Source organism: Flavobacterium covae (assembly GCF_001534645.1).
GTDB lineage: Bacteria > Bacteroidota > Bacteroidia > Flavobacteriales > Flavobacteriaceae > Flavobacterium > Flavobacterium covae.
In genome coordinates, this window is sequence record NZ_CP013992.1 from 1578957 (window position 1) to 1602397 (window position 23441).

Consider the following 23441-nt stretch of genomic DNA (forward strand, 5'->3'; position numbering starts at 1 on the left):
AATGCTGCACCCTTCATTATTTAGCTATATCCAATGGAAAACCAACAGAAAAAAAGTTTACACCCTCGCAACAAGCACAATCAGAACTATGATTTCGATGCTTTAATAGCTGTTGCTCCTGAGTTAGAAAAACATGTAGGAATCAATAAATTTGGCAATCAAAGTATTGACTTTGCTCATCCAGATGCCGTAAGAGCTTTAAACAAAGCTTTACTAAAACATTTTTACCAAATTGATTATTACGAATTACCTAAAACCAATTTATACCCTCCTATTCCAGGACGAGCTGATTATATCCATCACTTAGCAGACATTATTGCTAAAGGAATTAACGGTACTTTACCAACTGGAAGTGGTATTAGAATATTGGATATAGGAACTGGTGCAAACTGTATCTATCCTATTTTAGGTAACAAAATATATGGCTGGACTTTTGTAGGAACAGAAATAGATAAGCCTGCAAAACTAACTGCTGAAAAAATCATTCAAGAAAACAAGCTGACCAATGCCATCAACATTCGTTTACAAGAAAGTAGACGTAATATTTTCAGAAACATCATTCAACCGAATGAAAAATTCGATGCTGTACTGTGCAACCCGCCTTTTCATAATTCGAGAGAAGAAGCCACCAAGGGAACCACTCGTAAATTGAAAAATTTAGGCAAAACCATTGAAGGTAAACCAGTTTTGAACTTTGGCGGACAGAATAATGAATTATGGTGTGAAGGCGGCGAAAAAGCCTTTATCACCAATATGATTTACGAAAGTGTTCATTTTAAATCGCAAGTTAAATGGTTTACGTCATTAGTTTCTAAAAAAGAAAATTTAAAGAATTTTGAAACTATTTTAAAGAAATTAAAAGCTAAATTTGAAATTATCCCTATGAAACAAGGCAATAAAACTACAAGAATTTTAGCTTGGCATTTTTTGTAGTATTACGATTGTTTTATAACAATTTGAATATAGAATTATGTTTTCTGGTGCTTCTTTTTAGCCGCAGGAAATAAAATATTATTTAAGATTAGTCTAAACCCAGGTGAATTAGGATGCAAGTTCAAGTCTGTAGGCTCATCCCCCACTCTATGCTGATAATCCTCTGGGTCATGCCCACCATAAAAGGTAAAGAACCCTTTTCCTTTTTGTGCATGAATGTAACGTGCTTCACCGTTTATTTTACACTCGCCCATTACTAAAACGTTTGATTTAATTAATTCTTTATCGAATGCAGTAGTTTGCCCCATAAATCCTTTTACTAATGCGGTATGATTCTGACAAAGCATGCTGGGTATAACATCCCATTTTGCTGAATATTCTGACAGGGTGAAATAATCTTTATCGAAAGGTACAATTGATTGGTGTTTTTCAGTTGTATCTATATTTGAAAATTCATATTTTTCAGGTCTCCTTTCTAAAAGAAAATCTTTAAAAGCAAAAGTTTTTGAATAATCTATTTTATTTTGATAATTTGCTTCACTAGGATCTCCGTCGAACATTGTTTCACAAATATCTATTCCTTCGGCAGAAAGGGCTATATCAAAACTATCTGTTGCGGAGCACATAGCAAACATGAATCCTCCTCCAATAACAAAATCACGTATTTTTTTGGCTACGGCTAATTTTTCATTGGAGACTTTTTGGAAACCTAATTTGGTAGCTAAATTTTCAGAATCTTTTTTTTGTTCTATATACCAAGGCATATTTTTGTATGATCCATAAAATTTTCCATATTGTCCTGTAAAATCTTCATGATGTAAATGTAACCAATCATACAATAACAACTGATCATTTAGTACCTCTTGATCATACACTACTTTAAAAGGAATTTCTGCATAAGTTAAAACCATTGTTACTGCGTCATCCCAAGGTTGCTTTCCTGGTGGTGAGTACACTGCTATTTTAGGTGCTTTTTCTAATGTTACAGCTTCCATATTTTGAGATGGAGAGGCTATATCTGCCAGGATTTGTTGTGTTTCATTATCTGAAATAATTTCAAAACTGACACCTCTTATTTGACATTCTTTCTTAATTTCTTGAATATCTGGCAAAAGAAAAGAACCTCCTCTATAATTAAGCAACCAACTTCCTTTATATCCTTTGTCTAATACCCAATAAGTAATACCATAGGCTTTTAAATGATTTTTTTGAGCGGTTTCATCCATAGGAAGCAAAATAGAATTTGCTTTTATGGAAATATTAAAAAATGTAATTATAAAAATCAAAAAAGCTTTCATGGAACCTATCTGTATCTATTATCAAATATAATAATTTTTTATTATTTAATTAAAAAGGGACATCGCTATCGTCATCAAAATTATTCATAGTACTACCAAATGCTTCATTGGGAGAAGGTAAATTAGGCGTAATGAATGGATTAGAGTCTTCTAAATTCATTTTGGAAGGTAGATCATCAAAATCGCTTCCAAATTCGTCTAAATTATCAAATTTACCTAGATGTCCTAAGAATTTTAGTCGTATGTTTTCTAAACTACCGTTACGGTGTTTAGCGATAATAAACTCTCCTTGTCCTTGAGTTGGAGAACGTTCATCATCATCCCATTCTTCAATTTTATAATATTCGGGACGATAAATAAATGATACGATATCAGCATCTTGTTCGATTGCTCCTGATTCACGTAGATCGGATAATAGGGGGCGTTTACTGGACCCACGCGTTTCTACGGCACGTGATAACTGGGATAAAGCTATAACAGGTACATCTAATTCTTTTGCTAATGCTTTTAAATTTCGGGAAATGGTTGAAATTTCTTGTTCACGATTTCCTCCTCCTCCTTTTGCATTTCCTCCTGCTGTCATTAACTGAAGGTAATCAATAACTATAATTTTTATATCGTATTGTGACTTTAGTCTTCGTGCTTTAGCTCTTAAATCAAATATTGATAAGGAAGGTGTGTCGTCTATAAAAAGAGGTGCTTTTTCTAGATCTCTAACTTTAACTGATAATTGTTCCCATTCGTGTTTTTCTAACTTACCCGTGCGTAATTTTTCGGAAGACAGGCCTGTTTCGGAGGAAATCAAACGAGTAATTAACTGAACTGAGGACATCTCTAGGGAAAACACGGCTACTCCACTATTAAATTGGATTGCCATATTTCGTGCCATGGATAATACAAATGCTGTTTTTCCCATACCTGGACGAGCTGCAATGATAATTAAATCAGAAGGTTGCCAACCTGAAGTTACTTTATCTAATGCGTGAAAACCTGTTGGTATACCACTCAATCCTTCTTTACCTGCTATTTGTTCAATTCTTTTTTTAGCTTGAATTACTAAGCTTTGTGCTGTTTCTGAGCTTCGTTTGATATTACCTTGTGTTACTTCATAGAATTTGGCTTCTGAGCTATCTAATAACTCAAAAACATCGGTGGTTTCATCATAGGCTTCTTCTATGATTTCGGAAGAAATTTTAATCAAACTTCTCTGAATATATTTTTGAAGAATAATACGTGAGTGAAATTCTATATGTGCGGAAGATGAAATTTTTTGAGTCAGTTGAATCAAATAATAATCCCCTCCTGCTACTTCTAATTTGCCCATTTTTTTTAGTTGGGCTGAAACGGTCAATAAATCAATTGGCTGTGAATCGTTAAAAAGTGTAACGATGGCATCAAAAATATACTTATGTGCATCTTTATAGAAGGCATCGGGTTGCAAAATATCAATAACTTCATCAACTCCTTTTTTATCTATCATCATGGCTCCTAAAACAGCCTCTTCTAAATCAATGGCTTGCGGTGGCAATTTTCCTTTTTCAAGGTTTATTATAGCCGTTTTTTCTACTTTAGCTGGGTTGATATTTTTAAAATTTTCCATAGTACAAAGGTAGTTTGAAATCTCTAAAAAGAGAAGAAAAAACAATCCTTAAAGTGTTGACAACTAATGTTAATAATTATTTTGTTTTGTTAATATGAGAATAAAAAAATCCGAAACCATGGGCTTCGGATTTAAATATTTTAAATTCTTATATTATTCTTGATAATGCCCCATTTTACTATACTTATCCATTCGTTGAGCGATTAACTCTTCTGCTGACAAGTCTTTTAATTCGCCAAAAGCTTTTAATACATATTCTTTTACATTTTTAAAGGCTGTTGGTTTATCACGGTGTGCTCCACCAAGGGGTTCTGGAATAATCTCATCAATTAGTCCGTGTTCTTTCATATCTTTTGCTGTCAATTTAAGTGCTTCGGCTGCTTTTTCTTTATGTTCCCAGCTTCTCCATAAAATAGATGAGCATGATTCAGGTGATATTACGGAATACCAAGTATTTTCCATCATATATACTTTGTTCCCTACTCCTATTCCTAGTGCTCCACCAGAGGCTCCTTCTCCTATAATTACTGTAATTATAGGGACTTTTAGACGAATCATTTCGAAAATATTTCGTGCAATAGCTTCACCTTGTCCTCTTTCTTCTGCTTCTAAGCCAGGGTAGGCTCCAGGGGTGTCAACTAAGGTTAAAACTGGAATATCAAATTTTTCAGCCATACGCATTAAACGTAATGCTTTACGGTACCCTTCTGGATTTGCCATACCAAAATTACGTAATTGACGCATTTTTGTATTAATTCCTTTTTGTTGACCGATAATCATAAAAGACTGACCGTTTATCTTACCTAGTCCTCCAACCATGGCTTTATCATCTTTTACCCCACGGTCTCCAAATAATTCTAAGAATACACCTTGCGTTAAATTTTCAATGTGTTCTAAAGTGTAAGGACGATTTGGATGGCGAGACATTTGAACACGTTGCCATGCTGTTAAATTTTCATATAAATTTTTTTTTGTCTCTTCTAACTTTTCTGCTAATTGTTCACATGTAGCTGATACGTCTACTTGTGTATCTTCTCCTATAAGCTGACATTTTTCAATTTGCTCTTCAAGCTCTTTAATAGGTAATTCAAAATCTAAATATTCCATAAGATTTTATATTTCTAGTTGAGTGAGCAAAGATAAAATTTTAGATGGAGTTTTAAAGAAATATTTGATCTAAAGTATCTCTTAGCAACATAAACTACTAAAAAACAATTACTTACTCTTTTTTTTTGGTTTTATTTTTAAAAATTCCGTTCAAAATTACTGTTATTAGTATAATAAAAGCACCTAAATAAAACGGGGTATTCATCTTTTCTTTATCTCCAAAAACCCATAAGGCTAAAATTATACCGTATATAGGTTCTAAATTTATGGTTAGCATTACTGTGTAAGGGCTTAAATATTTCATGACTTGTACCGATGCTATAAATGCGTAAGCGGTACATACAGAGCTTAAAAGCCCCATCCATAGCAAGTCATTTGTTGATATTTGAAAAAAGGAATAATTAAAACTTCCGGTAAATAGTAAAAAAAGAGAAAAAAATAAAACACCTCCTAATAATTCATAGAAAGAAATAATGGTTGGTGAATCATCTTTAGCTAATTTTCCATTAATAATGGAAAAAGAAGCTGATAAAAATGCTGAAGTCAAGGCTAATATAATTCCTTGAATGTATTTTATTTCTACTTTAAAAATTAAGTACAGACCAGCAATTACCATTAAACCTAGCACTACTTCATACAGAATTATCTTACGTTTAAAAAAGATAGGTTCTAATATGGATGTAAAAAAAGCACCTGTAGATAAACAGGCTAAAGTTATGGATATATTAGATACCTTGATTGCTTGAAAAAACGTATACCAATGTAATGCTATAACTAATCCTGCTATAAGGTATCGTATCAATGATTGTAAAGTAATTTTTAAACTAATTTTTGCAAAAAAAACATAGATTAGAATAAAAACAGATGCTATACTCATTCTAAACCAAACTAAAGGCAGTGCTTCTAAAGTAATTAAAGCACCTAAAACGGCTGTAAATCCCCATACAAAAACAATTAAATGGAGATGTAAATAACTTGTAAAGGTTTTATCTTTTAGCATTTTTTAATAAGTAATAGGCTAAAATACCGAATATGACATTGGGTAACCAAACGGCAATAAAAGCTGGGAAAGAGGATTTTTCTGCCATTGTACCAAATATTTTATCTAAGAAAATATAGGAAAAGGCAACCGCTATTCCTATTGCTAGGTTTACTCCCATTCCTCCGCGTCGTTTCATTGATGAAACAGCAACCGCTATTATTGTTAGGACGAAGGCTGAAACAGGCACGCTGTATTTTTTATACTTAACAACTAAATAAGCATTAATATTGGAAGAACCTCTTTGTTTTTCTTTTTCTATAAATTCATCTAATTCAGTAGGCATTAAGGTTTCGGCTATATAGACTACTGGTGTCAAGTCTTCTATTTCAAAATTAAATTTATAATTTTTGCTTATATCAGATTCTATTTTGTCGTCTAATTCTCCTACTTTTCTTTTGGTGTAATTAGATAGTGTATAATCTTTTGTTTTAGGATTATAGGTAATTGAGGTGGCTGTTATTTTTTCGACTAATCTATTTTTATCGAATCGTTCGTATACAAATGTATAGGCTGTTTTTCCTTCTACATTTAAATTACTTGCATAGACATACTCGTTTTTACTAATTTGTCTAAAAACATCACTTGTTTGACGCATTTCTTCTCGTCCTCCTCCAATAAGATACATGTATCGAAAGCTTCTGAATCCTTCACTTGATTTTGGCACTAAAAAGAAGCCCATAATTAAGGCTAGTAAACAAACTATTGTAGCACCTATTAAATAAGGTCTTAAAAATCGCTGAAACGAAATACCCGAACTTAAAATGGCTACAATTTCTGTATTATTGGCTAATTTTGATGTAAACCAAATAATTGATAAAAATAAGAATATTGGAAAAAGTAGGTTTGCAAAGTAAATTACGAAATCTAGATAGTAAGATGCAACCTTAATAAAGGGAACTTTATTTTCTAATATTTTATTTATTTTTTCAGATATATCAATCGTAATTCCTATTGGGATGAACAATAAAAGCATAGCAGAAAAGGTAGCTAAATATCTTTTCAGTATGTAACGATCAATTAATGTTAATTTTGAAAATAGATTTGAGAACATTATAACCTTTGAGCCATTTGTTTAACCATTTTTTCTTTCCATTCGCGGAAATCTCCTGCTAAAATGTGTTTTCTTGCTTCACGAACTAACCACATATAAAAGCCTAAATTGTGGATAGTTGCTATTTGCTTGCCAAGATATTCGTCTGCTGCAAATAAATGTCTTAAATAAGCTTTTGTATAATCTGTATCAACAAATGTATGCCCCATTTCATCTATTGGGGAGAAATCGTCGGCCCATTTTCTATTTTTAATATTAATAACTCCATTTGCTGTAAACAACATACCGTTTCTAGCATTACGAGTTGGCATTACACAATCAAACATATCAATACCTAAAGCAATATTTTCTAAAATGTTTATAGGGGTTCCTACTCCCATTAAATATCTTGGTTTTTCTTTAGGTAAAATAGCGGTAACTACTTCTGTCATTGCATACATTTCCTCTGCTGGTTCTCCTACTGACAATCCTCCGATAGCATTCCCTTGTGCGCCAACATTGGCTATATATTCTGCAGACTGGGCTCTCAGATCTTTGTATGTACTTCCTTGAACAATCGGAAATAAAGTTTGTTCATAACCGTACATTTCGGGTACTTTTTTTAGGTGATCTACACAACGATCTAGCCAACGGTGTGTCATGTGCATACTGCGTTTAGCATAACGATAATCACAAGGGTAAGGTGTACATTCATCAAATGCCATAATAATATCAGCCCCAATAGAACGTTGAATTTCCATAACGCTTTCTGGTGAAAAAAAGTGATATGACCCATCTATATGCGATTTAAATTTAACTCCTTCTTCTTTTATTTTACGATTAGAAGAAAGTGAATATACTTGATAGCCTCCTGAATCTGTAAGAATATTACGATCCCAATTCATAAATTTATGTAATCCTCCTGCTTGTTCTAAAATTTTTGTTTGTGGACGTAAATATAAATGATAGGTATTCCCTAAAATAATATCAGGATTAATATCATTTTTTAATTCACGTTGATGTACTCCTTTCACGGAAGCAACAGTTCCTACTGGCATAAAAATAGGAGTTTCAATAACGCCATGATCCGTAATTACTTTCCCTGCTCGTGCTTGTGTTTGTGGATCTGTATATAATAATTCGAACTTCATAATAACTTTTCTTCCAAAATTTTAAAGTGCAAAGATAACCTATTGGATTTAGATTTTAGATTTCCCGCTATCAGATTTTTAAAATCTTTAACTAAAAAAGTATTGAAGCAAGATTTGTCTTTCGAAAAAATATGAAGTAATTTTGACACCGATTCACAAAAACTTATTAAAAAATGTCTGACATTCAACAACTAAATGATTTTACAACACAAGTAAGAAGAGACATTCTTCGTATGGTACATGCTGTAAATTCAGGACATCCTGGTGGATCATTAGGATGCGCTGAGTTCTTAACTGTATTATACCAAAATCTAATGAACCGTAAACCAGGATTTAACATGGACGGTATTGGAGAAGATATTTTCTTTTTATCTAATGGTCATATTTCACCTGTTTTTTACAGTGTATTAGCTAGAAGCGGTTATTTTCCTATTTCTGAATTGGCTACTTTTAGAAAATTAAACTCTCGTTTACAAGGTCATCCTACCACTCACGAAGGCTTACCTGGAGTACGCATGGCATCTGGTTCATTAGGACAAGGATTGTCAGTAGGTATAGGTGCTGCCCAAGCTAAAAAATTAAATAATGACAACCATCTTGTCTATTTATTATGTGGTGATGGTGAATTACAAGAAGGACAAAACTGGGAAGCTATTATGTATGCTTCTGCTAAAAAAGTAGACAATTTAATTGCCACTGTTGATTATAATGGTCAACAAATTGATGGATCTACAGATGATGTTCTTTCATTAGGTAATTTAAAAGCTAAATTTGAAGCTTTTGACTGGGATGTTATTGAAATAAAAGAAGGAAATAACATTGAAGCTATTTTAGCTGGAATGACTGAAGCTAAAAATCGTACTGGAAAAGGAAAGCCTATTTGTGTATTACTTCACACTGTCATGGGAAATGGTGTAGACTTCATGATGCACACTCATGCTTGGCATGGTAAAGCTCCTAATGATGAACAATTAGCTGATGGATTAGCTCAAAATGCAGAAACTTTAGGTGATTATTAAAATGCGTTAGACTTTTAGCAGTAGTGCTTTATAAAACTACTGCATTAGCTTACAACTTATAGCTTTAAAAAATGAAAAAATATACAAATCAAGGAAGTAAAGATACACGTTCTGGTTTTGGAGCGGGTATGACTGAATTAGGTCAAAAAAACAAAAATGTGGTGGCGCTTTGTGCGGATTTAATAGGATCTTTAAAATTTGATGACTTCAAAAAAAACCATCCTGAACGTTTCTTTCAAATTGGTATTGCAGAAGCCAACATGATCGGAATAGCAGCAGGTTTAACTATTGGCGGTAAAATTCCGTTTACGGGTACTTTTGCTAATTTTTCTACAGGTCGTGTATACGATCAAATCCGTCAATCTATTGCTTATTCAGATAAAAATGTTAAAATTTGTGCCTCTCACGCAGGTTTGACATTGGGGGAAGATGGGGCTACTCATCAAATCTTAGAAGACATTGGTTTGATGAAAATGTTACCCGGTATGACTGTAATTAATACTTGTGATTATAATCAAACTAAAGCGGCTACTATAGCTTTAGCGGATCATCATGGCCCTGCTTATTTGCGTTTTGGTCGTCCTGTAGTGCCTAATTTCACATCTACTGACGAGCCTTTTATAATAGGAAAAGCTTTACATCTTAATGAAGGAACAGATGTTACAATTTTAGCTACAGGTCATTTAGTATGGGAAGCACTACAAGCCGCAGAAACATTAGAAGCCAATGGTATTTCTGCCGAAGTAATTAACATACACACCATAAAACCATTAGATGAGGAAGCTATTTTAAAATCAGTAGCTAAAACAGGCTGTGTAGTAACAGCTGAAGAACACAATATATTAGGAGGATTAGGAGAAAGTGTTGCTAGAGTATTAGCTTTAAATACTCCTACTCCACAAGAGTTTGTAGCTGTTAAAGATTCATTTGGTGAATCTGGAACTCCTGAACAATTAATGGAAAAATACAAATTAAATGCTCCTGCTATTGTAGATGCTGTTGAAAAAGTAATAAAAAGAAAATAAATCCTATATCTTTTAATATAAAAAAGACTGTCCTTAATTTTTTTTATTAGGACAGGCACATTCAGAAGTAACCTCACTTTTGTAAAAAAATAAAACAATGACCCATTTTGATTTACAAATTTGGGTCATTGTTGTTTTTTAAAGGATTCAGGTTTAATAGTCAAAAATGGTTGGTAAAAATGCTGTAAAGCATTATAAAATATGATATTGACGAAAGTTTATTGAAATTAGTTTCAATAAACTTTTTTTATTTCATGAAAACTTCAAAAAAAAGCGTTGTCCAACCTGTAAAAGCCTCAATACGATAAAGTGGGGAATAAGAGAAAATAAGCAACGATTTAAGTGTAATGATTGTGGTCAATTATTTACTTCAAATAATAAATCAGTTTCAGATTCTAATAAAGAGATTTGGTTTAAAAACTGGATAATCGGTAAAGATATTTTTGATAAAATTTCACTTGAATCTGGTTACAGTAAAAGTACTTTACAACGTTATTTTTCTAAAATGTTATCTAAAGCTCCTGTTTTAGAGTTTAGCTCCACTGATGATGTTTATCTTATGATTGATGGAACTTATTTTCCTAATGATATTTGTCTAGTAGTTTATAGAAATTTTCATTTAAAATCTACTCAACTTTATAGAATAACTGATAACGAAAATTATGAAGAAGTTGCAGAAGATTTACAAAATTTATTAAATCTTGGGATTACTATAAAATGTATTACTTCTGATGGTGATAAATCTGTATTAAAAGCGATACAAAATATTTGCCCTGACATAGCTTTTCAAAGGTGTTTAGTACATATTTCAAGAATGTGTAAAATATGGCTCACGGCCAATCCAAAACACAAATCAGGCTTTGAATTAAAGCAAATTATAATTAAAATCCATCAGATTAATTCTGAATACAAAAGACAATTATGGTTAATAGAGCTTATACATTGGGAAGAAAAATATAGAGACTATCTTAATGAAAGATCATATAAAATCGAAAGTAAAAAATATTGGTATACTCATAAAATGGTTAGAAGATCATTTACTGTAATTAAAAAAGCATTACCACATATGTTTACCTATCTTAAAGATGATAAAATACCAAATTCAACTAATGCTCTTGAATCATTTTTTGGACATTTGAAAGACAATCTAAATATTCATAGAGGATTAAGTATAAAAAACAGGAAGAACTTTTTAAGATGGTATTTATACTATAAAAATCAAATTGAAAAATAGGTTTTTTCAGCCATATTTGATTACCGATAATTAAAAAAGGATAGATTAAAACCTATCCTTTAATTATCGTATAATCATCAAACTTATTGCTGGTTGGTTGCTCCTCAGCAGAGCCAACTTCCTCTTCAATTTGATGTTGTAATATAAGCAATTTAAAATCAAAAATTACCAACCATTTTTGACCACATTACCAGGATTCAAATGTTTAAAAATAGGTTTTTGGGTCGCAACACGACGCACGTTCCCCTATGATGCTGGTCTTACATTTTTTTTATGCTACTAAAGTTTGCTGTTGTAGATAAATCCGTCTCCCTATTTCTAATGCATTGGCTGTGTGAATGCCAAAGAAAATCCAAAGGATCTCACTTTTTTGGGTTTTGGCTTTGATTTTCTTGAGATGGTAATGTTCCTTCTCCTTGCCAAAACTTCCTTCTAGTCGAGTAGCTCGTTCTTTCTTGATGTGTTGCGCTAAAATTTTGCGTTGTTCTTCATTTTTTCCAGCTTTTCCTTTACGTACAAAATCGGTTTGGATAGTATTGGTAGACGTGAAGGTTCGATTTTTATTGGTAGCATAAATGGCATCGGCTCCAAGTATTTTTACTTTTGTTTTAGTTAAATTCTGAGCGCAAAAAACACTGCTTTGCAGACGAGTTCCTTCGTTGAAAGCTCGATATTGAATGTGTTCGATGAAGTTAATGCCATCGATTTGAATTTTGTTTACTTTGGCTCCAAATTCAACTTGCTTTACTTCTTTCCCGCGAACAATTGGGCGGATATAACTTTTGCTAATACTTACAATCCTGTCTGGAACACTTTTACCAGTTTTAAATATCTGAATTTGTTGTTTGTATACTTGTTTGATAATCAGGCGCTGTTTGCTATATTTTGTAGTGGCTTCAAACGGATTTTGTGCTTCAATACGGCTAAGTTCGCCATTGAGTTTGTATAATAATTTAAGTAAACCTCGGGTAACTTTTGTGCGATGTTTTGATTGTTTTTTTCTCTTTTTTGAATATTGATTGTATCGCTTACACCAATCTAAATATTTAGTTCTTGGTAGTTTTATTTTAAACAAATGACACAAAGCTTCCATTTGCTTATAATTCCACTGTACACACTCCCAAAGCAATTTCTGGTTCGTAGGAAAGCGCACTTCACTCTCGTAACAAGTAGCATCCGTAAGCATTTTATCTAAATCTCCCATATAAGGAATCCAGTTCTTAGCTAGTACTTCTTGAGCTTTGCCAATGGTTAAAGTCTTGGATAGCTCCATTCTGATTTGACTCACGATTTTAAAGTTTTTCAAAGGTTTATCAATCGGAATCAGAATATCACAAAAAAATTGCATAAAGATATTTCCATTGAGAAGTTCAATCAACTTTTTATCCGAACAACCGTAGTAGTTTTTAAGCATCATCAGAGCAATTTTGCCTTTAGGACTAAAATAACAATGAGTCCCTTTTTGAGAATCTTTCAGTTTGAAGGCTTGAGCAAGCTCTGAAAAAGGCATCGAAAGATAAATTTTACCCAAATCTGTTTTTAAAAATTGGGCGTAAAAACCATCAAAATCTTTATTGATAGTAAAAAATGGAATTTGGTATTGAAATTCGCTTAAACGTATTATTTTTGGCATAGCATTTAAAGAAAAACCCCGTTTTTGACTCTTTTTGAGCAATTTCGGGGTTTGTTTCTTCTAAAATAACACTTATTTTGTTGATATGCAAGTGTTTGGGTAATTATGAATGTGCCTAGGACAGTCTTTTTGTTTTATAATTCAATCATCTTTTAAAAAAACTGAATCTTTTTCTTTTCTATCTTATTCATCCTTTCATCTTCATCATAAAGCCTAAAACTTAATTTGGATGGAGTTCTATTTATTTCAAAAAAGGTATCTAAAAAGTAATTAATTAACATTTAACTTATCAATTATCAACTTCAATAACAGGAGAAGTTACATTATCAGCACTATATTATTTTTACTTTGGGTTGAAATGACAGGATTTCAAACTTTTGGGTAACTCTCTTTTATAAAATTAAAATTTGTATTTGTTTATATTCAATACGTTTTCAACTGTTTTTTAAGATACGTTTTCTACACTACTTTCAGCTAATACTTTGTAAGTACCATTACTTAATTTTTCACGAATAGCTTCAAATGCAGCTAGTGTTTCGTCTATATCAGTAATAGTATGAGATGCGGTAGGTATCATTCTTAGTAAGATAATTCCTTTAGGAATTACAGGATATACAACAATTGACAAAAAGATATTATAATTTTCTCTTAAATCATTAACCATAACCATGGCTTCAGGAATAGAACCTTCTAGATATACAGGAGTTACACAAGTATTTGTATCGCCTATATTAAAACCTTTAGATTTTAATCCATTTTGCAAGTAATTTACATTCTCCCACAACTTATTTTTTAATTCGGGCATTGTACGCAACATTTCTAAGCGTTTTAAAGCACCTACTGTAAATATCATAGGCAAAGACTTTGCAAACATTTGAGAGCGCAAGTTGTATTTTAAATAATCAATAATATCTTTATCACCTGCCACAAAAGCTCCTATACTAGCCATTGATTTAGCAAAAGTTGAAAAATAAATATCTATACCATCTTGGCAGCCTTGTTCTTCTCCAGCTCCAGCTCCTGTCTTACCTAAAGTACCAAAGCCATGTGCATCATCTACTAATAAACGGAAATTGTATTTTTCTTTTAAGGCAACGATTTCTTTTAACTTACCTTGTTGACCACGCATTCCAAAAACGCCTTCAGTAATTACTAAAATACCACCACCTAATTCAGCAGCCATTTTGGTTGCACGTTGTAGATTTTTCTCAAGGCTTTCCACATCATTGTGCTTATAGGTAAAACGTTTGCCCATGTGTAAACGAACCCCATCAATTATACAACCATGTGAGTCTACATCGTATACAATTACATCATTTTTAGTTACTAGGGCATCAATAGTAGATACCATACCTTGATAACCAAAATTTAATAAATAGGCAGCTTCTTTACTCACAAATGATGCTAATTCATTTTGTAATTGTTCATGTAAACTTGTATGTCCACTCATCATACGAGCTCCCATAGGATAAGCCGCTCCATATTGTTCAGCTGCTTCTGTATCAATTTTTCTAATTTCAGGATGATTAGCCAAACCTAAATAATCATTGATAGACCAATTTAAAATTTCTTTACCATGAAACTTCATACGAGGACCTAAATCACCTTCAAGTTTAGGAAATACATAGTAACCTTCCGCTTGCGATGCCCATTTTCCTAATGGACCTTTATTGTTTTGAATTCTTTCGAATAAGTCTTTTACCATCTTATTATTAGATTAAAAAATCGAAGCAAAAATATAAATTAATACCGATTAAATTAAAAATTGAAGGAACAATAAATAAAAAAAGTCATACTCTAAACAGTATGACTTTTCTTGATAATTTTAAACGATCAATGTAATTCCCCAAAAACAAATAACGAGATAAAGCGTATTGTTTTACTAAAAATAAGAAGTGTTAAGAAGAAAACTACTCAATTAAATAATACGAAATATCTTTTAGTAAACCTTTACTCGCGTAGATCATTTAAAAATAAAAAATGTTTATTTGACTAAGCAATGCGAGGCAAAGTTAAGTAACTGCAACCTAATCTTGTTACGGGTTTTCCGTATATTTTGTTAAATATTTCTTATACCTAAAAACCATTTATTTTAATAAAAAAATAGCCATACAATTTGCATGGCTGTTTTTTTAATTTTTAAACGATAATTTTATATCTCCCAAAAACAAAATAAAAGATAAAGTCACGGTGTTTCTATATGTTTTGTCTACAATTTTAATAAAATTACAGAGTAAAAACACCCATAATATGGATTATAAATATGCTTTATCAAATAATACGTTTAAAAATTTAGTTTGTTTACTTGATTAAGAACGTATGACAAATTTAAAATACTAATATTAAAACTTATTACGGTTTTACCATATATTTTGTTAAATTTTACTTATACTCCTTTTTTGAAATTACTTTTTAGCAATTTGTCTTTTATATCTACAAGATAAAATATAAATTCTTATACCACTTAAAATATACTGGATTAAAAAGTAAAATTCTCGATATTTTTTTTCATTTTAAAACAACTCGAACAAACGGTTTAGTATATAATTGAAATCATCGTTAGTTCGAACGCGAAGCGCATCGAGAACCAACATTAATTTTTATTGCTTTTGTAGTATAGTGTCTAAATCAAACATTATGTGATTTCTCCCTTTGGTCGAAATGAGGATTGCGAACTTTTAGGACAGTCTCAAAGTTGAAAAAATAGTATTGTGAGGAAATTTCAAATTTTAAATGGTATTATTTTCTAGCTTATTACTTCTAATCAACACATATAGATGTGTTTACGTATTTTTAAATACTCAACTATTCTTTTAATTTATATTATTCAAAATAAAATAGATAACTAAATCATGATTTTTAAGGGATAATCATTAGTCTTTAATTGATAAAATATGATATAAAAGCATTCTATTTAAATTAGGTAATTTCTTTAAAGAGAATATAAAAAATATCTTATAAAAGCTACTTGGTTAGAAAAGGAGTATTAATAAATTAACACTATGATAAAAATATTTTTCTGTATATATAATTTTGACTATTTGAATAATAAAAGATCAAGTTCTTTTTTTATCTATAAAGATTTGTTATACCATATTTGGATTAAGCCATAAAATCTTAAAATTAAAATAGCCATCATTTTTTAGGTGATGGCTACTTATTACTTAATAAAAAAATTATTTTTTATTTAATGCTATTGTCATGTCTGATGAAATGGCTGAACGTTCCATTTTTATCTTACCAGCCATCGTTTCTACAATAACTACACCTTCGGCTAATTCAGCTATTTTTCCATGAATTCCGCTTTTGGTAATGACCTTATCACCAACTTTTAGTGAAGATTCAAATTCTTTTTCTTTTTTTATTTTTCGTTGTTGTGGTAGTATTAAAAACACAAACATTACAACAAACATTAACAAATAAGGTAAAAATTGCATCATTTCGTATTAACTTTCTTTTTTATATTATTATTAGGATATTAAAACTATTTAGTAGTAGGTACATTATTTTCTACTAATATATTTGCTTTAAATGTTAAAATTTCATTTCCTTGTTCTGTATTGGTTAAAAGAGCTACTGATTTAGTTTGTTGACCCGATTTTCCTTTGGAATCAAAAATAATTTTTATTTCACCTGATTGTCCTTTTTTTACGGGTGTCTTTGTCCATTCTGGGGCAGTACATCCACAAGAAGGACGAACTTCCATTACATATAAATCATTTTTACCTGTATTGGTAAACTTAAATATATGCTCTACTTTATCTCCTTGTTTAATTGTTCCAAAATCATGTTGAAGATTATCAAACTCTATTTTTGGGTATTCACCTGGTTTTAGTTTCTTTTTCATGCTCTCTTCTTTCATGGAAAGCACACCTTGTGGTAATACTAAATTATTATCGTCTAATTGTTGAACCTCAAATTCGTCTTTAGATTTGCAGGCTACTAACGAAAGGATTGTAAAAATTGCAAAACTGTACTTTTTCATTTTGTTATTACATTAAGCCACGACCCGTCTTTTTTAACTTGCCGTTAGTGTTAAATTCTTTTACTAAATTATCTAAAATTCCATTGATAAATATAGAACTTTTTGGCGTAGAATATTCTTTTGCTATTTCTAAATATTCGTTAATTGTTACTTTAACAGGAATTGATGGAAATTTTAATAATTCGCAAATAGCCATTTTTAAGATGATTGTATCAATTTCAGCAATACGTTCTATTTCCCAATTAGGTGTTTTTTCAGCAAATTCTTTAGCAAGAGCTTCTTCATTTAAGGTTGTTTTACGAAAAAGTTGAGATACAAATTCTCGATCTTCAATATCAGAAAATAATTTAGGAACAAAGAATAGGTCTTCTTCACTTTTAATTGCTCTTAATTGTTTAACAATATATGTATTAATTAGTGGAATATCATCTATCCAAGTTAACTTATGATCTTCTAGATATTCATAAAGTTTAATATTTGGAGCTAAAATTTCGGTAAACAAACTTATAATAAACTCTTTATCTTCTTGAAAATCGTTAGTACGATTATTCATATATTTTTTATATAAATCGCTTTGTTTAATCTCAGCAGTAAAAATCTTCACATATTCTTCGTGTATATGCCAATCATTAATTTTTCTATCTGCTAAAGCTATAGATAAAGAATTGCTTTCTTCTAAAAGTTGAAGAACTTTATTATTAACAAGTTTTAAATTTGGATTTTTTTCTTCTCGGGTAGCTAAATACTTTTTGCTAGATAAGTCTAAAAACTCTTCCTCTTTTTTTCTTATTTCTAATAATAAAGATATGGTTACAAGATATAAGTCTTGCATATTATCGATACTACTAAATAAGAATCTTTCTTCTTTTTCAATATTATCAGAATGGTTTTGATGCATTGCATATATGGTTTGCATCACTTTTAGTCGGATATGTCTTCTATTTAACACCTTTGTAAGAACTTTTAAAAAATTAACGAAGCGAAAGAGTTTCTTTCGCTTCGCAAAAATACATTTTTTTTTAGAGATTAAAATATTTTAACAAAAGAGTAATTAACAAATTTTGTTATATATTTTATTTTCAACGAGCTAATTACTTAGCTAATTCTTTCTTTTTTAGATCAATTCTATTTTGAGCAATTTTGAAAGCAGCTTCGTGAGTTGTAATATTATTAGTATCTGCGTAATCAAATATTTCTAATGTAGTATTGAATATATTTTCTGTTCTACGCATAGCTTCTTCTTTTCCATAATTAGCTATTTCACCGTATACATTAATGATCCCTCCTGCATTAATTAAAAAGTCTGGAGCATATAAAATTCCTTTTTCTTTAAGCATTTGTCCATGACGTACTTCATTTGCTAATTGATTATTAGCCGCCCCCGCAATTACTTTTGCTTGTAACTTATTGATTGTATCATCATTAACTGTTGCACCCAAAGCACAAGGAGCGTAAATATCAACATCTAAGCTGTATAGATCATCTCCTTGAAAAATTTTAGCTCCGTATTTATTTCCTATTTCAATCAAACGAGCTTCATTAATATCAGAAATAACAACTTTTGCTCCTTCTTTTGTTAAATAGTCTACTAAAGTTTCTCCTACGTGGCCAATACCTTGAACTAAAACTTTTTTCCCGTCTAAATTTTCAGATCCGAACTTATATTTAGAAGCCGCTTTCATCCCCATATATACCCCGTATGCTGTAACGGGAGATGGGTTTCCTGATCCACCTATTGCTTCTGAGATACCTGTTACGTATGATGTGTGTTGACGAATTAGATCCATATCAGGCGTGGTAGTTCCTACATCTTCAGCTGTAATATAACGCCCACTTAAAGAATGTACAAATTGACCAAATTTCGCAATCATTTCAGGAGTTTTGTCAACTTTTGAATCGCCAATAATTACGGCTTTACCACCACCTAGGTTTAAACCAGAAATAGCCGATTTAAAAGTCATTCCTCGAGACAAACGTAATACATCATTTAATGCTTCCCATTCGTTTGTATATTTCCACATTCTAGTACCTCCTAATGCAGGTCCTAAAACTGTGTTATGGATACCAATTATTGCTTTTAAACCAGTATCTTTGTCTTGGCAAAAAACAATTTGTTCGTGATTATCAAATGAAACTTGACCGAAAACAGGGTCAACTTTATGTAATTCACTTGCTTTTACAGATTCAGTAATCATAATGAATGTTTTTTTAATAGTATGGTTTGTTTTTTAAAACCATTACAAAATTACGCTTTTCGATTAATTTTTTGCAATTATAAGCTAAAATATTTAGTCCTAGTTATAAAAAATAAAATTTTATTATCTTTAAATTATCGTTTAAATATTAAAGTTTTATTAATATATTTTTATTTAAAACGTTTTTATTTTGAAAAAATGAAAGAACTTAGGTATATCACCCCTTATTTTTTAAAGTATAAATACCATTTTTTTGGAGGAATTTTAATTACAATAATCGCCCAATTTTTTTCATTATATACTCCTGAATTGATTGGAGATTCTATTTCTGAGATAGAATATTATTTTAGATCTAACCAATCTGATTCAACTGAAATAAGGAAGAATTTAAGAAATTACATCATTCTTATTTTAGGAGCTACTTTATTGGCTGGTTTTTTAACTTTTTTGATGCGCCAAACTTTAATTGTTATGTCACGTCATGTAGAATACGATCTAAAAAATGAAGTTTTTAAAAAATATGAAACATTAAGTCAAAATTTTTATGTTGAAAATAGAACAGGGGATTTAATGAATCGAATTACAGAAGATATAGCACGTGTAAGAATGTATGTTGGCCCTGCCGTAATGTATACAATTAATACCTTAATTAGATTTGCTATCGTCATTTTTTATATGATAAAAATTTCTAAAATATTAACTCTAATTGTATTATTGCCATTACCTTTATTAGCTTATTCTATTTTTAAGATCAGTTCCGAAATTAATAAAAAAAGTACTATTTTTCAAGAAAATTTATCTAAGCTAACTAGCTTTGCACAAGAATATTTTTCAGGAATTAGGGTTGTTAAATCTTTTCATATTCAATTATTTAAAGGATTAGAACTTGAGGATTTATCTAGGATTAATTATAAAAAAAGTATTGATTTAGCTAAGACACAAGCTTTTTTTGCGCCTTTAATGTTATTATTAATAGGATTAAGTAATTTGTTCGTAATTTCCGTAGGAAGTTATATGTATATTCAAGGAAGTTTATTAAATCTTGGTGTTATAGCTAAATTCATACTTTATATCAATATGTTAATTTGGCCTGTTACCTCTATAGGCTGGGTTTCATCCTTAGTTCAAGAAGCAGAAGCTTCACAAAAACGGATCAATGAATTTTTAAAAATCACGCCCGATATTAGAGTTGATTTAAAGGCTACATCACATACTACGATCGATACTATTGAATTTAAAAATGTTAGCTTTCATTATCCTAATACAGATGAATTAATTTTAAAAGATGTATCTTTTAAAATAAAGAAGGGGGAAAGAGTCGTTATTTTAGGATCTACAGGTGCTGGAAAGTCTACTCTATTATCACTTCTTCCTAGATTATATGACGCATCGGAAGGAACTATTTTTATTGATGGAATAAATATTAAAAAAATTCAATTGCAAGACATAAGAAATGCTATAAGTGTTGTCCCACAAGATTCGTTTTTATTTTCAGATACAATTTTTAATAATATCTGTTTCGGAAAAGAAGGTTCTAACTTAAAAAATGTAATAACCGTAGCAAAACAAGCTGTTATTCATGATACTATTTTAGGATTTAAGGATCAATACGAAACATTGTTAGGTGAAAGAGGAATTACCCTTTCAGGAGGTCAAAAACAACGTCTTTCTATAGCAAGAGCATTAATAAAAGAGGCTCTTATATTGTTATTAGATGATAGTTTGTCCGCAGTAGATACAGAAACAGAGGAAAAAATTTTAAATAATTTTACAAAATATATTAAAAATCAAACGATTATAATGGTAACCCATAGAGTATCTTCTGCTAAAGATGCAGATAAAATTATAGTTTTAGAAAAAGGAATAATTACTCAGCAAGGAACTCATAATCAACTAGTAAATCAAGAGGGTTATTATAAAAATTTATATTTAAAACAATTAACTGAAAAAGATTTTCAATAAATATTTGGCTGTAAGTATTTTTTTTTACAAATTTGAACATCACAACACAAAATAATTTTTGATAGAATGAGAATGAACGAAAACGAAATGTTAGAAAAAGAAGAAATTTTTTCTAAAGTATTACGTGCAGGGAGAAGAACTTACTTCTTTGATGTACGTTCTACAAAGGCAGATGATTATTACATCACAATTACAGAAAGTAAAAAATTTACAGAAGATGATGGATCTTTTCATTTTAAAAAGCACAAAATCTATTTATATAAAGAAGATTTTGCTGCATTTAGAGATATTTTAGATGAAATGACTTCTTACGTTTTAGATCAAAAAGGAGAAGAAGTGATTTCTGAACGTCACCAAAAAGATTTTAAAAAGGAATATCAAAGAGAAGGAGATGGTTTAAGGAATTCTTTTACAGATATTGATTTCGATGATATTTAAAATTTTTGAAACAAAAACTAAAAAGAAAGTGTCTCCTAAAATTTAAACTCACTTTCTAAAAATCGGATATATAAAATTCATCTTCGATAGGTATTTGGATCTTTAATAATAAAAAGAGGCTGCCAATTTTTTTGGAACAGCCTCTTTTTATGAATTACAGTTTTAGTTACAAAATATCTTACTCTCTTCAAAAAAATTATTTGATAATAAATTCAGAGTTAACAAATCACTTTTTCAAAAATTATGTAATAAAAACAACATAACATGAAAAATTTGCTAGTAAAAAATTAAAATTAGTTAAACTTAAAAAGAATATAAAAGCTCAAGTAACATAAAACAGTAAAAAGAGGCTTCGATCTTGTCTACCAAAGAAAAATTCCAGTCGAAGTATCACGTAACGCTGATAATACGAGTTTTCTTATTGCTGAAGCAGACAGGCTGAACATTGATTTTCACTTTTCAAACATCCTCTTTTTACATCATTCATTTATTTTTAATTTAATTTTTAGCTTTTAATGCTTTGTATTTATCTGTCATATCAAGTGCATTATACATATTTAATAATGTATTTTTAATGTCTTTATCACTTTCAAATAACTCGTACGCTTTTTCTAGATGAGGAATTGCTGATTTGTATAAATTTTCTCTTTTTACTTTTAAAGCTTCATACTTTTTCATGTCAGCTGCGGAAGTTCCTAATTTATTCATTTGATCTACAATTTCTTTTTCTCCATCTAATTTCAAAACGCCTAAATTCAAATACGCATTTTTGTATTTTGGATCTATCTGAATTGCTTTTAGATAATATCCTTCTGCGTCTATTTTTGCTTGTTTATCATTTGCTTGTCCCGAAATAACACCTAAGTTATAAAACAAATCGGCATTATTAGGATCTTGTGCTAGAGCTTCTTGTGCATATTTTTTATACGTTGCATAATCATTTGCTTTTAATGCTACTTCCATACCAGCAGTATACAATCCCGTATCTCCAGGATTAGCTTGTATTGCTTCTTCTACGGCTCTTTTAGCAGCTGACAAATCTCCTTTTTGATTTAGAATTAGTGCAATATTTTTAATTATTTCACCTCTTTTTGATGAGATATTTTCTGTTCTTGGAGCTTCATGAGTTCCTACTTTTACAGAAAAATCTCTATCTTTCATCGAAGCAAAAGTTTCTTCTTGTCCGTTTGATTTGTTTTTAGCTAAATAATTAGTTGATTTACCTGAATATTTCAGGTCTTTTAAGATTTTATAATAAGAAAGGGCTGTATCATAATCTTCACCGTTTATAGCTGTGCCTGCTGCATAATATAACATTGTTGTGTCTTTTTTATCTAAACCGTACACTTCGTATAATTTTTGAGCACTTTCTTTATAACGTTTTGCATTTGAGTCTGCAATAGCATTATTGGTCAATAAACGTTTAACTTCAATTAAAGAGGTTTCTGCTTGTCCTGTATATTTATTTTTTCCAGAGCTAGCTTCAGTTGATTTTAGTTCATTATAGGCTTTAGCTGCTGCTACTAGATTTTTTCCTTCTTCAATATTTTTCTTAGCTAATTCTAGATTTGTATTTCCTAATAAAAAATAATACTGTGCTTTTGTTGGATTGTCTAAATTTACAATCATATACTCTATTTTATCTAATGCTGTTTTAGCTTCAGTAGGATTTCCTGATCGTAATGCTTTTTCAGCTACTTTGATATCTTCTTTTTGAGCATTTGTAGTAACTGACAAAAACAAAGCCGTTACTAGTGCTAAATTCTTTATTTTCATTTTATTTTTATTT

At 30.5% G+C, this 23441-nt stretch carries 19 protein-coding genes; 6 read left to right on the forward strand and 13 right to left on the reverse strand.

Going from position 1 to position 23441, the window contains the following annotated elements:
• Nucleotides 1-33 precede the first annotated feature (33 nt).
• Complete coding sequence (gene rlmF, locus AWN65_RS07030) at nt 34-933, forward strand: 23S rRNA (adenine(1618)-N(6))-methyltransferase RlmF (RefSeq protein WP_060382511.1); 900 nt, start codon at nt 34-36, stop codon at nt 931-933.
• Between the two features lie 35 nt (nt 934-968).
• On the opposite strand, the gene AWN65_RS07035 is transcribed toward rlmF, so the two are convergent.
• The 6 genes from AWN65_RS07035 to tgt all read right to left on the reverse strand — a co-directional run bounded on the left by AWN65_RS07035 (nt 969) and on the right by tgt (nt 8161).
• Entirely contained in the window at nt 969-2231 is a 1263-nt protein-coding gene (locus AWN65_RS07035) for a hypothetical protein (protein ID WP_060382512.1), read from the reverse strand.
• A gap of 49 nt (nt 2232-2280) precedes the next feature.
• Complete coding sequence (dnaB, locus tag AWN65_RS07040; protein WP_060382513.1) at nt 2281-3831, reverse strand: replicative DNA helicase; 1551 nt, start codon at nt 3829-3831, stop codon at nt 2281-2283.
• Between the two features lie 153 nt (nt 3832-3984).
• Nucleotides 3985-4938, reverse strand: a complete 954-nt coding sequence (locus AWN65_RS07045; RefSeq protein WP_060382514.1) for an acetyl-CoA carboxylase carboxyltransferase subunit alpha — start codon at nt 4936-4938, stop codon at nt 3985-3987.
• Between the two features lie 112 nt (nt 4939-5050).
• Entirely contained in the window at nt 5051-5938 is an 888-nt protein-coding gene (locus tag AWN65_RS07050; protein ID WP_060382515.1) for a DMT family transporter, read from the reverse strand.
• Nucleotides 5925-7031 carry an LptF/LptG family permease gene (locus AWN65_RS07055; RefSeq protein ID WP_060382516.1) on the reverse strand — a complete coding sequence of 369 codons (1107 nt, stop codon included), beginning with the start codon at nt 7029-7031 and terminating at the stop codon, nt 5925-5927. The genes AWN65_RS07050 and AWN65_RS07055 overlap by 14 nt, the downstream gene beginning before the upstream one ends.
• Nucleotides 7031-8161, reverse strand: coding sequence for a tRNA guanosine(34) transglycosylase Tgt (gene tgt / locus AWN65_RS07060; RefSeq protein ID WP_060382517.1), 1131 nt, complete (start codon nt 8159-8161; stop codon nt 7031-7033). The genes AWN65_RS07055 and tgt overlap by 1 nt, the downstream gene beginning before the upstream one ends.
• Nucleotides 8162-8334: 173 nt before the next feature.
• Here tgt and AWN65_RS07065 point away from each other — a divergent pair, with 173 nt between their 5' ends.
• From AWN65_RS07065 to AWN65_RS07075, 3 genes are all read left to right on the forward strand, one after another.
• Complete coding sequence (locus tag AWN65_RS07065) at nt 8335-9180, forward strand: transketolase (RefSeq protein ID WP_060382518.1); 846 nt, start codon at nt 8335-8337, stop codon at nt 9178-9180.
• A 71-nt stretch (nt 9181-9251) separates the two neighbouring features.
• Nucleotides 9252-10205 (forward strand): transketolase family protein, encoded by a 954-nt coding sequence (locus AWN65_RS07070; RefSeq protein WP_060382519.1) that lies wholly within the window; start codon nt 9252-9254, stop codon nt 10203-10205.
• Between the two features lie 226 nt (nt 10206-10431).
• Complete coding sequence (locus AWN65_RS07075) at nt 10432-11439, forward strand: IS256 family transposase, variant Zn-binding type (RefSeq protein WP_424959246.1); 1008 nt, start codon at nt 10432-10434, stop codon at nt 11437-11439.
• 271 nt (nt 11440-11710) lie between these two features.
• On the opposite strand, the gene AWN65_RS15205 is transcribed toward AWN65_RS07075, so the two are convergent.
• The 6 genes from AWN65_RS15205 to AWN65_RS07105 form a co-directional block, all read right to left on the reverse strand.
• Complete coding sequence (locus AWN65_RS15205; protein WP_063744209.1) at nt 11711-13072, reverse strand: hypothetical protein; 1362 nt, start codon at nt 13070-13072, stop codon at nt 11711-11713.
• A 445-nt stretch (nt 13073-13517) separates the two neighbouring features.
• Nucleotides 13518-14777, reverse strand: a complete 1260-nt coding sequence (locus tag AWN65_RS07085; protein ID WP_060382520.1) for an aminotransferase class I/II-fold pyridoxal phosphate-dependent enzyme — start codon at nt 14775-14777, stop codon at nt 13518-13520.
• 1471 nt (nt 14778-16248) lie between these two features.
• Nucleotides 16249-16512 (reverse strand): preprotein translocase subunit YajC, encoded by a 264-nt coding sequence (yajC, locus tag AWN65_RS07090; RefSeq protein ID WP_060382521.1) that lies wholly within the window; start codon nt 16510-16512, stop codon nt 16249-16251.
• Nucleotides 16513-16556: 44 nt separating this feature from the next.
• Nucleotides 16557-17057 carry a DUF1573 domain-containing protein gene (locus AWN65_RS07095; RefSeq protein WP_060382522.1) on the reverse strand — a complete coding sequence of 167 codons (501 nt, stop codon included), beginning with the start codon at nt 17055-17057 and terminating at the stop codon, nt 16557-16559.
• A gap of 7 nt (nt 17058-17064) precedes the next feature.
• Complete coding sequence (gene nusB / locus AWN65_RS07100; RefSeq protein ID WP_060382523.1) at nt 17065-17973, reverse strand: transcription antitermination factor NusB; 909 nt, start codon at nt 17971-17973, stop codon at nt 17065-17067.
• A 175-nt stretch (nt 17974-18148) separates the two neighbouring features.
• Complete coding sequence (locus AWN65_RS07105) at nt 18149-19252, reverse strand: Glu/Leu/Phe/Val family dehydrogenase (RefSeq protein WP_060382524.1); 1104 nt, start codon at nt 19250-19252, stop codon at nt 18149-18151.
• A gap of 198 nt (nt 19253-19450) precedes the next feature.
• Here AWN65_RS07105 and AWN65_RS07110 point away from each other — a divergent pair, with 198 nt between their 5' ends.
• Nucleotides 19451-21214 (forward strand): ABC transporter ATP-binding protein, encoded by a 1764-nt coding sequence (locus tag AWN65_RS07110; RefSeq protein WP_060383850.1) that lies wholly within the window; start codon nt 19451-19453, stop codon nt 21212-21214.
• Between the two features lie 72 nt (nt 21215-21286).
• Nucleotides 21287-21652 carry a PUR family DNA/RNA-binding protein gene (locus AWN65_RS07115; RefSeq protein ID WP_060382525.1) on the forward strand — a complete coding sequence of 122 codons (366 nt, stop codon included), beginning with the start codon at nt 21287-21289 and terminating at the stop codon, nt 21650-21652.
• Nucleotides 21653-22150: 498 nt separating this feature from the next.
• On the opposite strand, the gene AWN65_RS07120 is transcribed toward AWN65_RS07115, so the two are convergent.
• A complete protein-coding gene (locus AWN65_RS07120) occupies nt 22151-23428 on the reverse strand; it encodes a tetratricopeptide repeat protein (RefSeq protein ID WP_060382526.1) in 1278 nt (425 codons plus the stop codon).
• Nucleotides 23429-23441 lie beyond the last annotated feature (13 nt).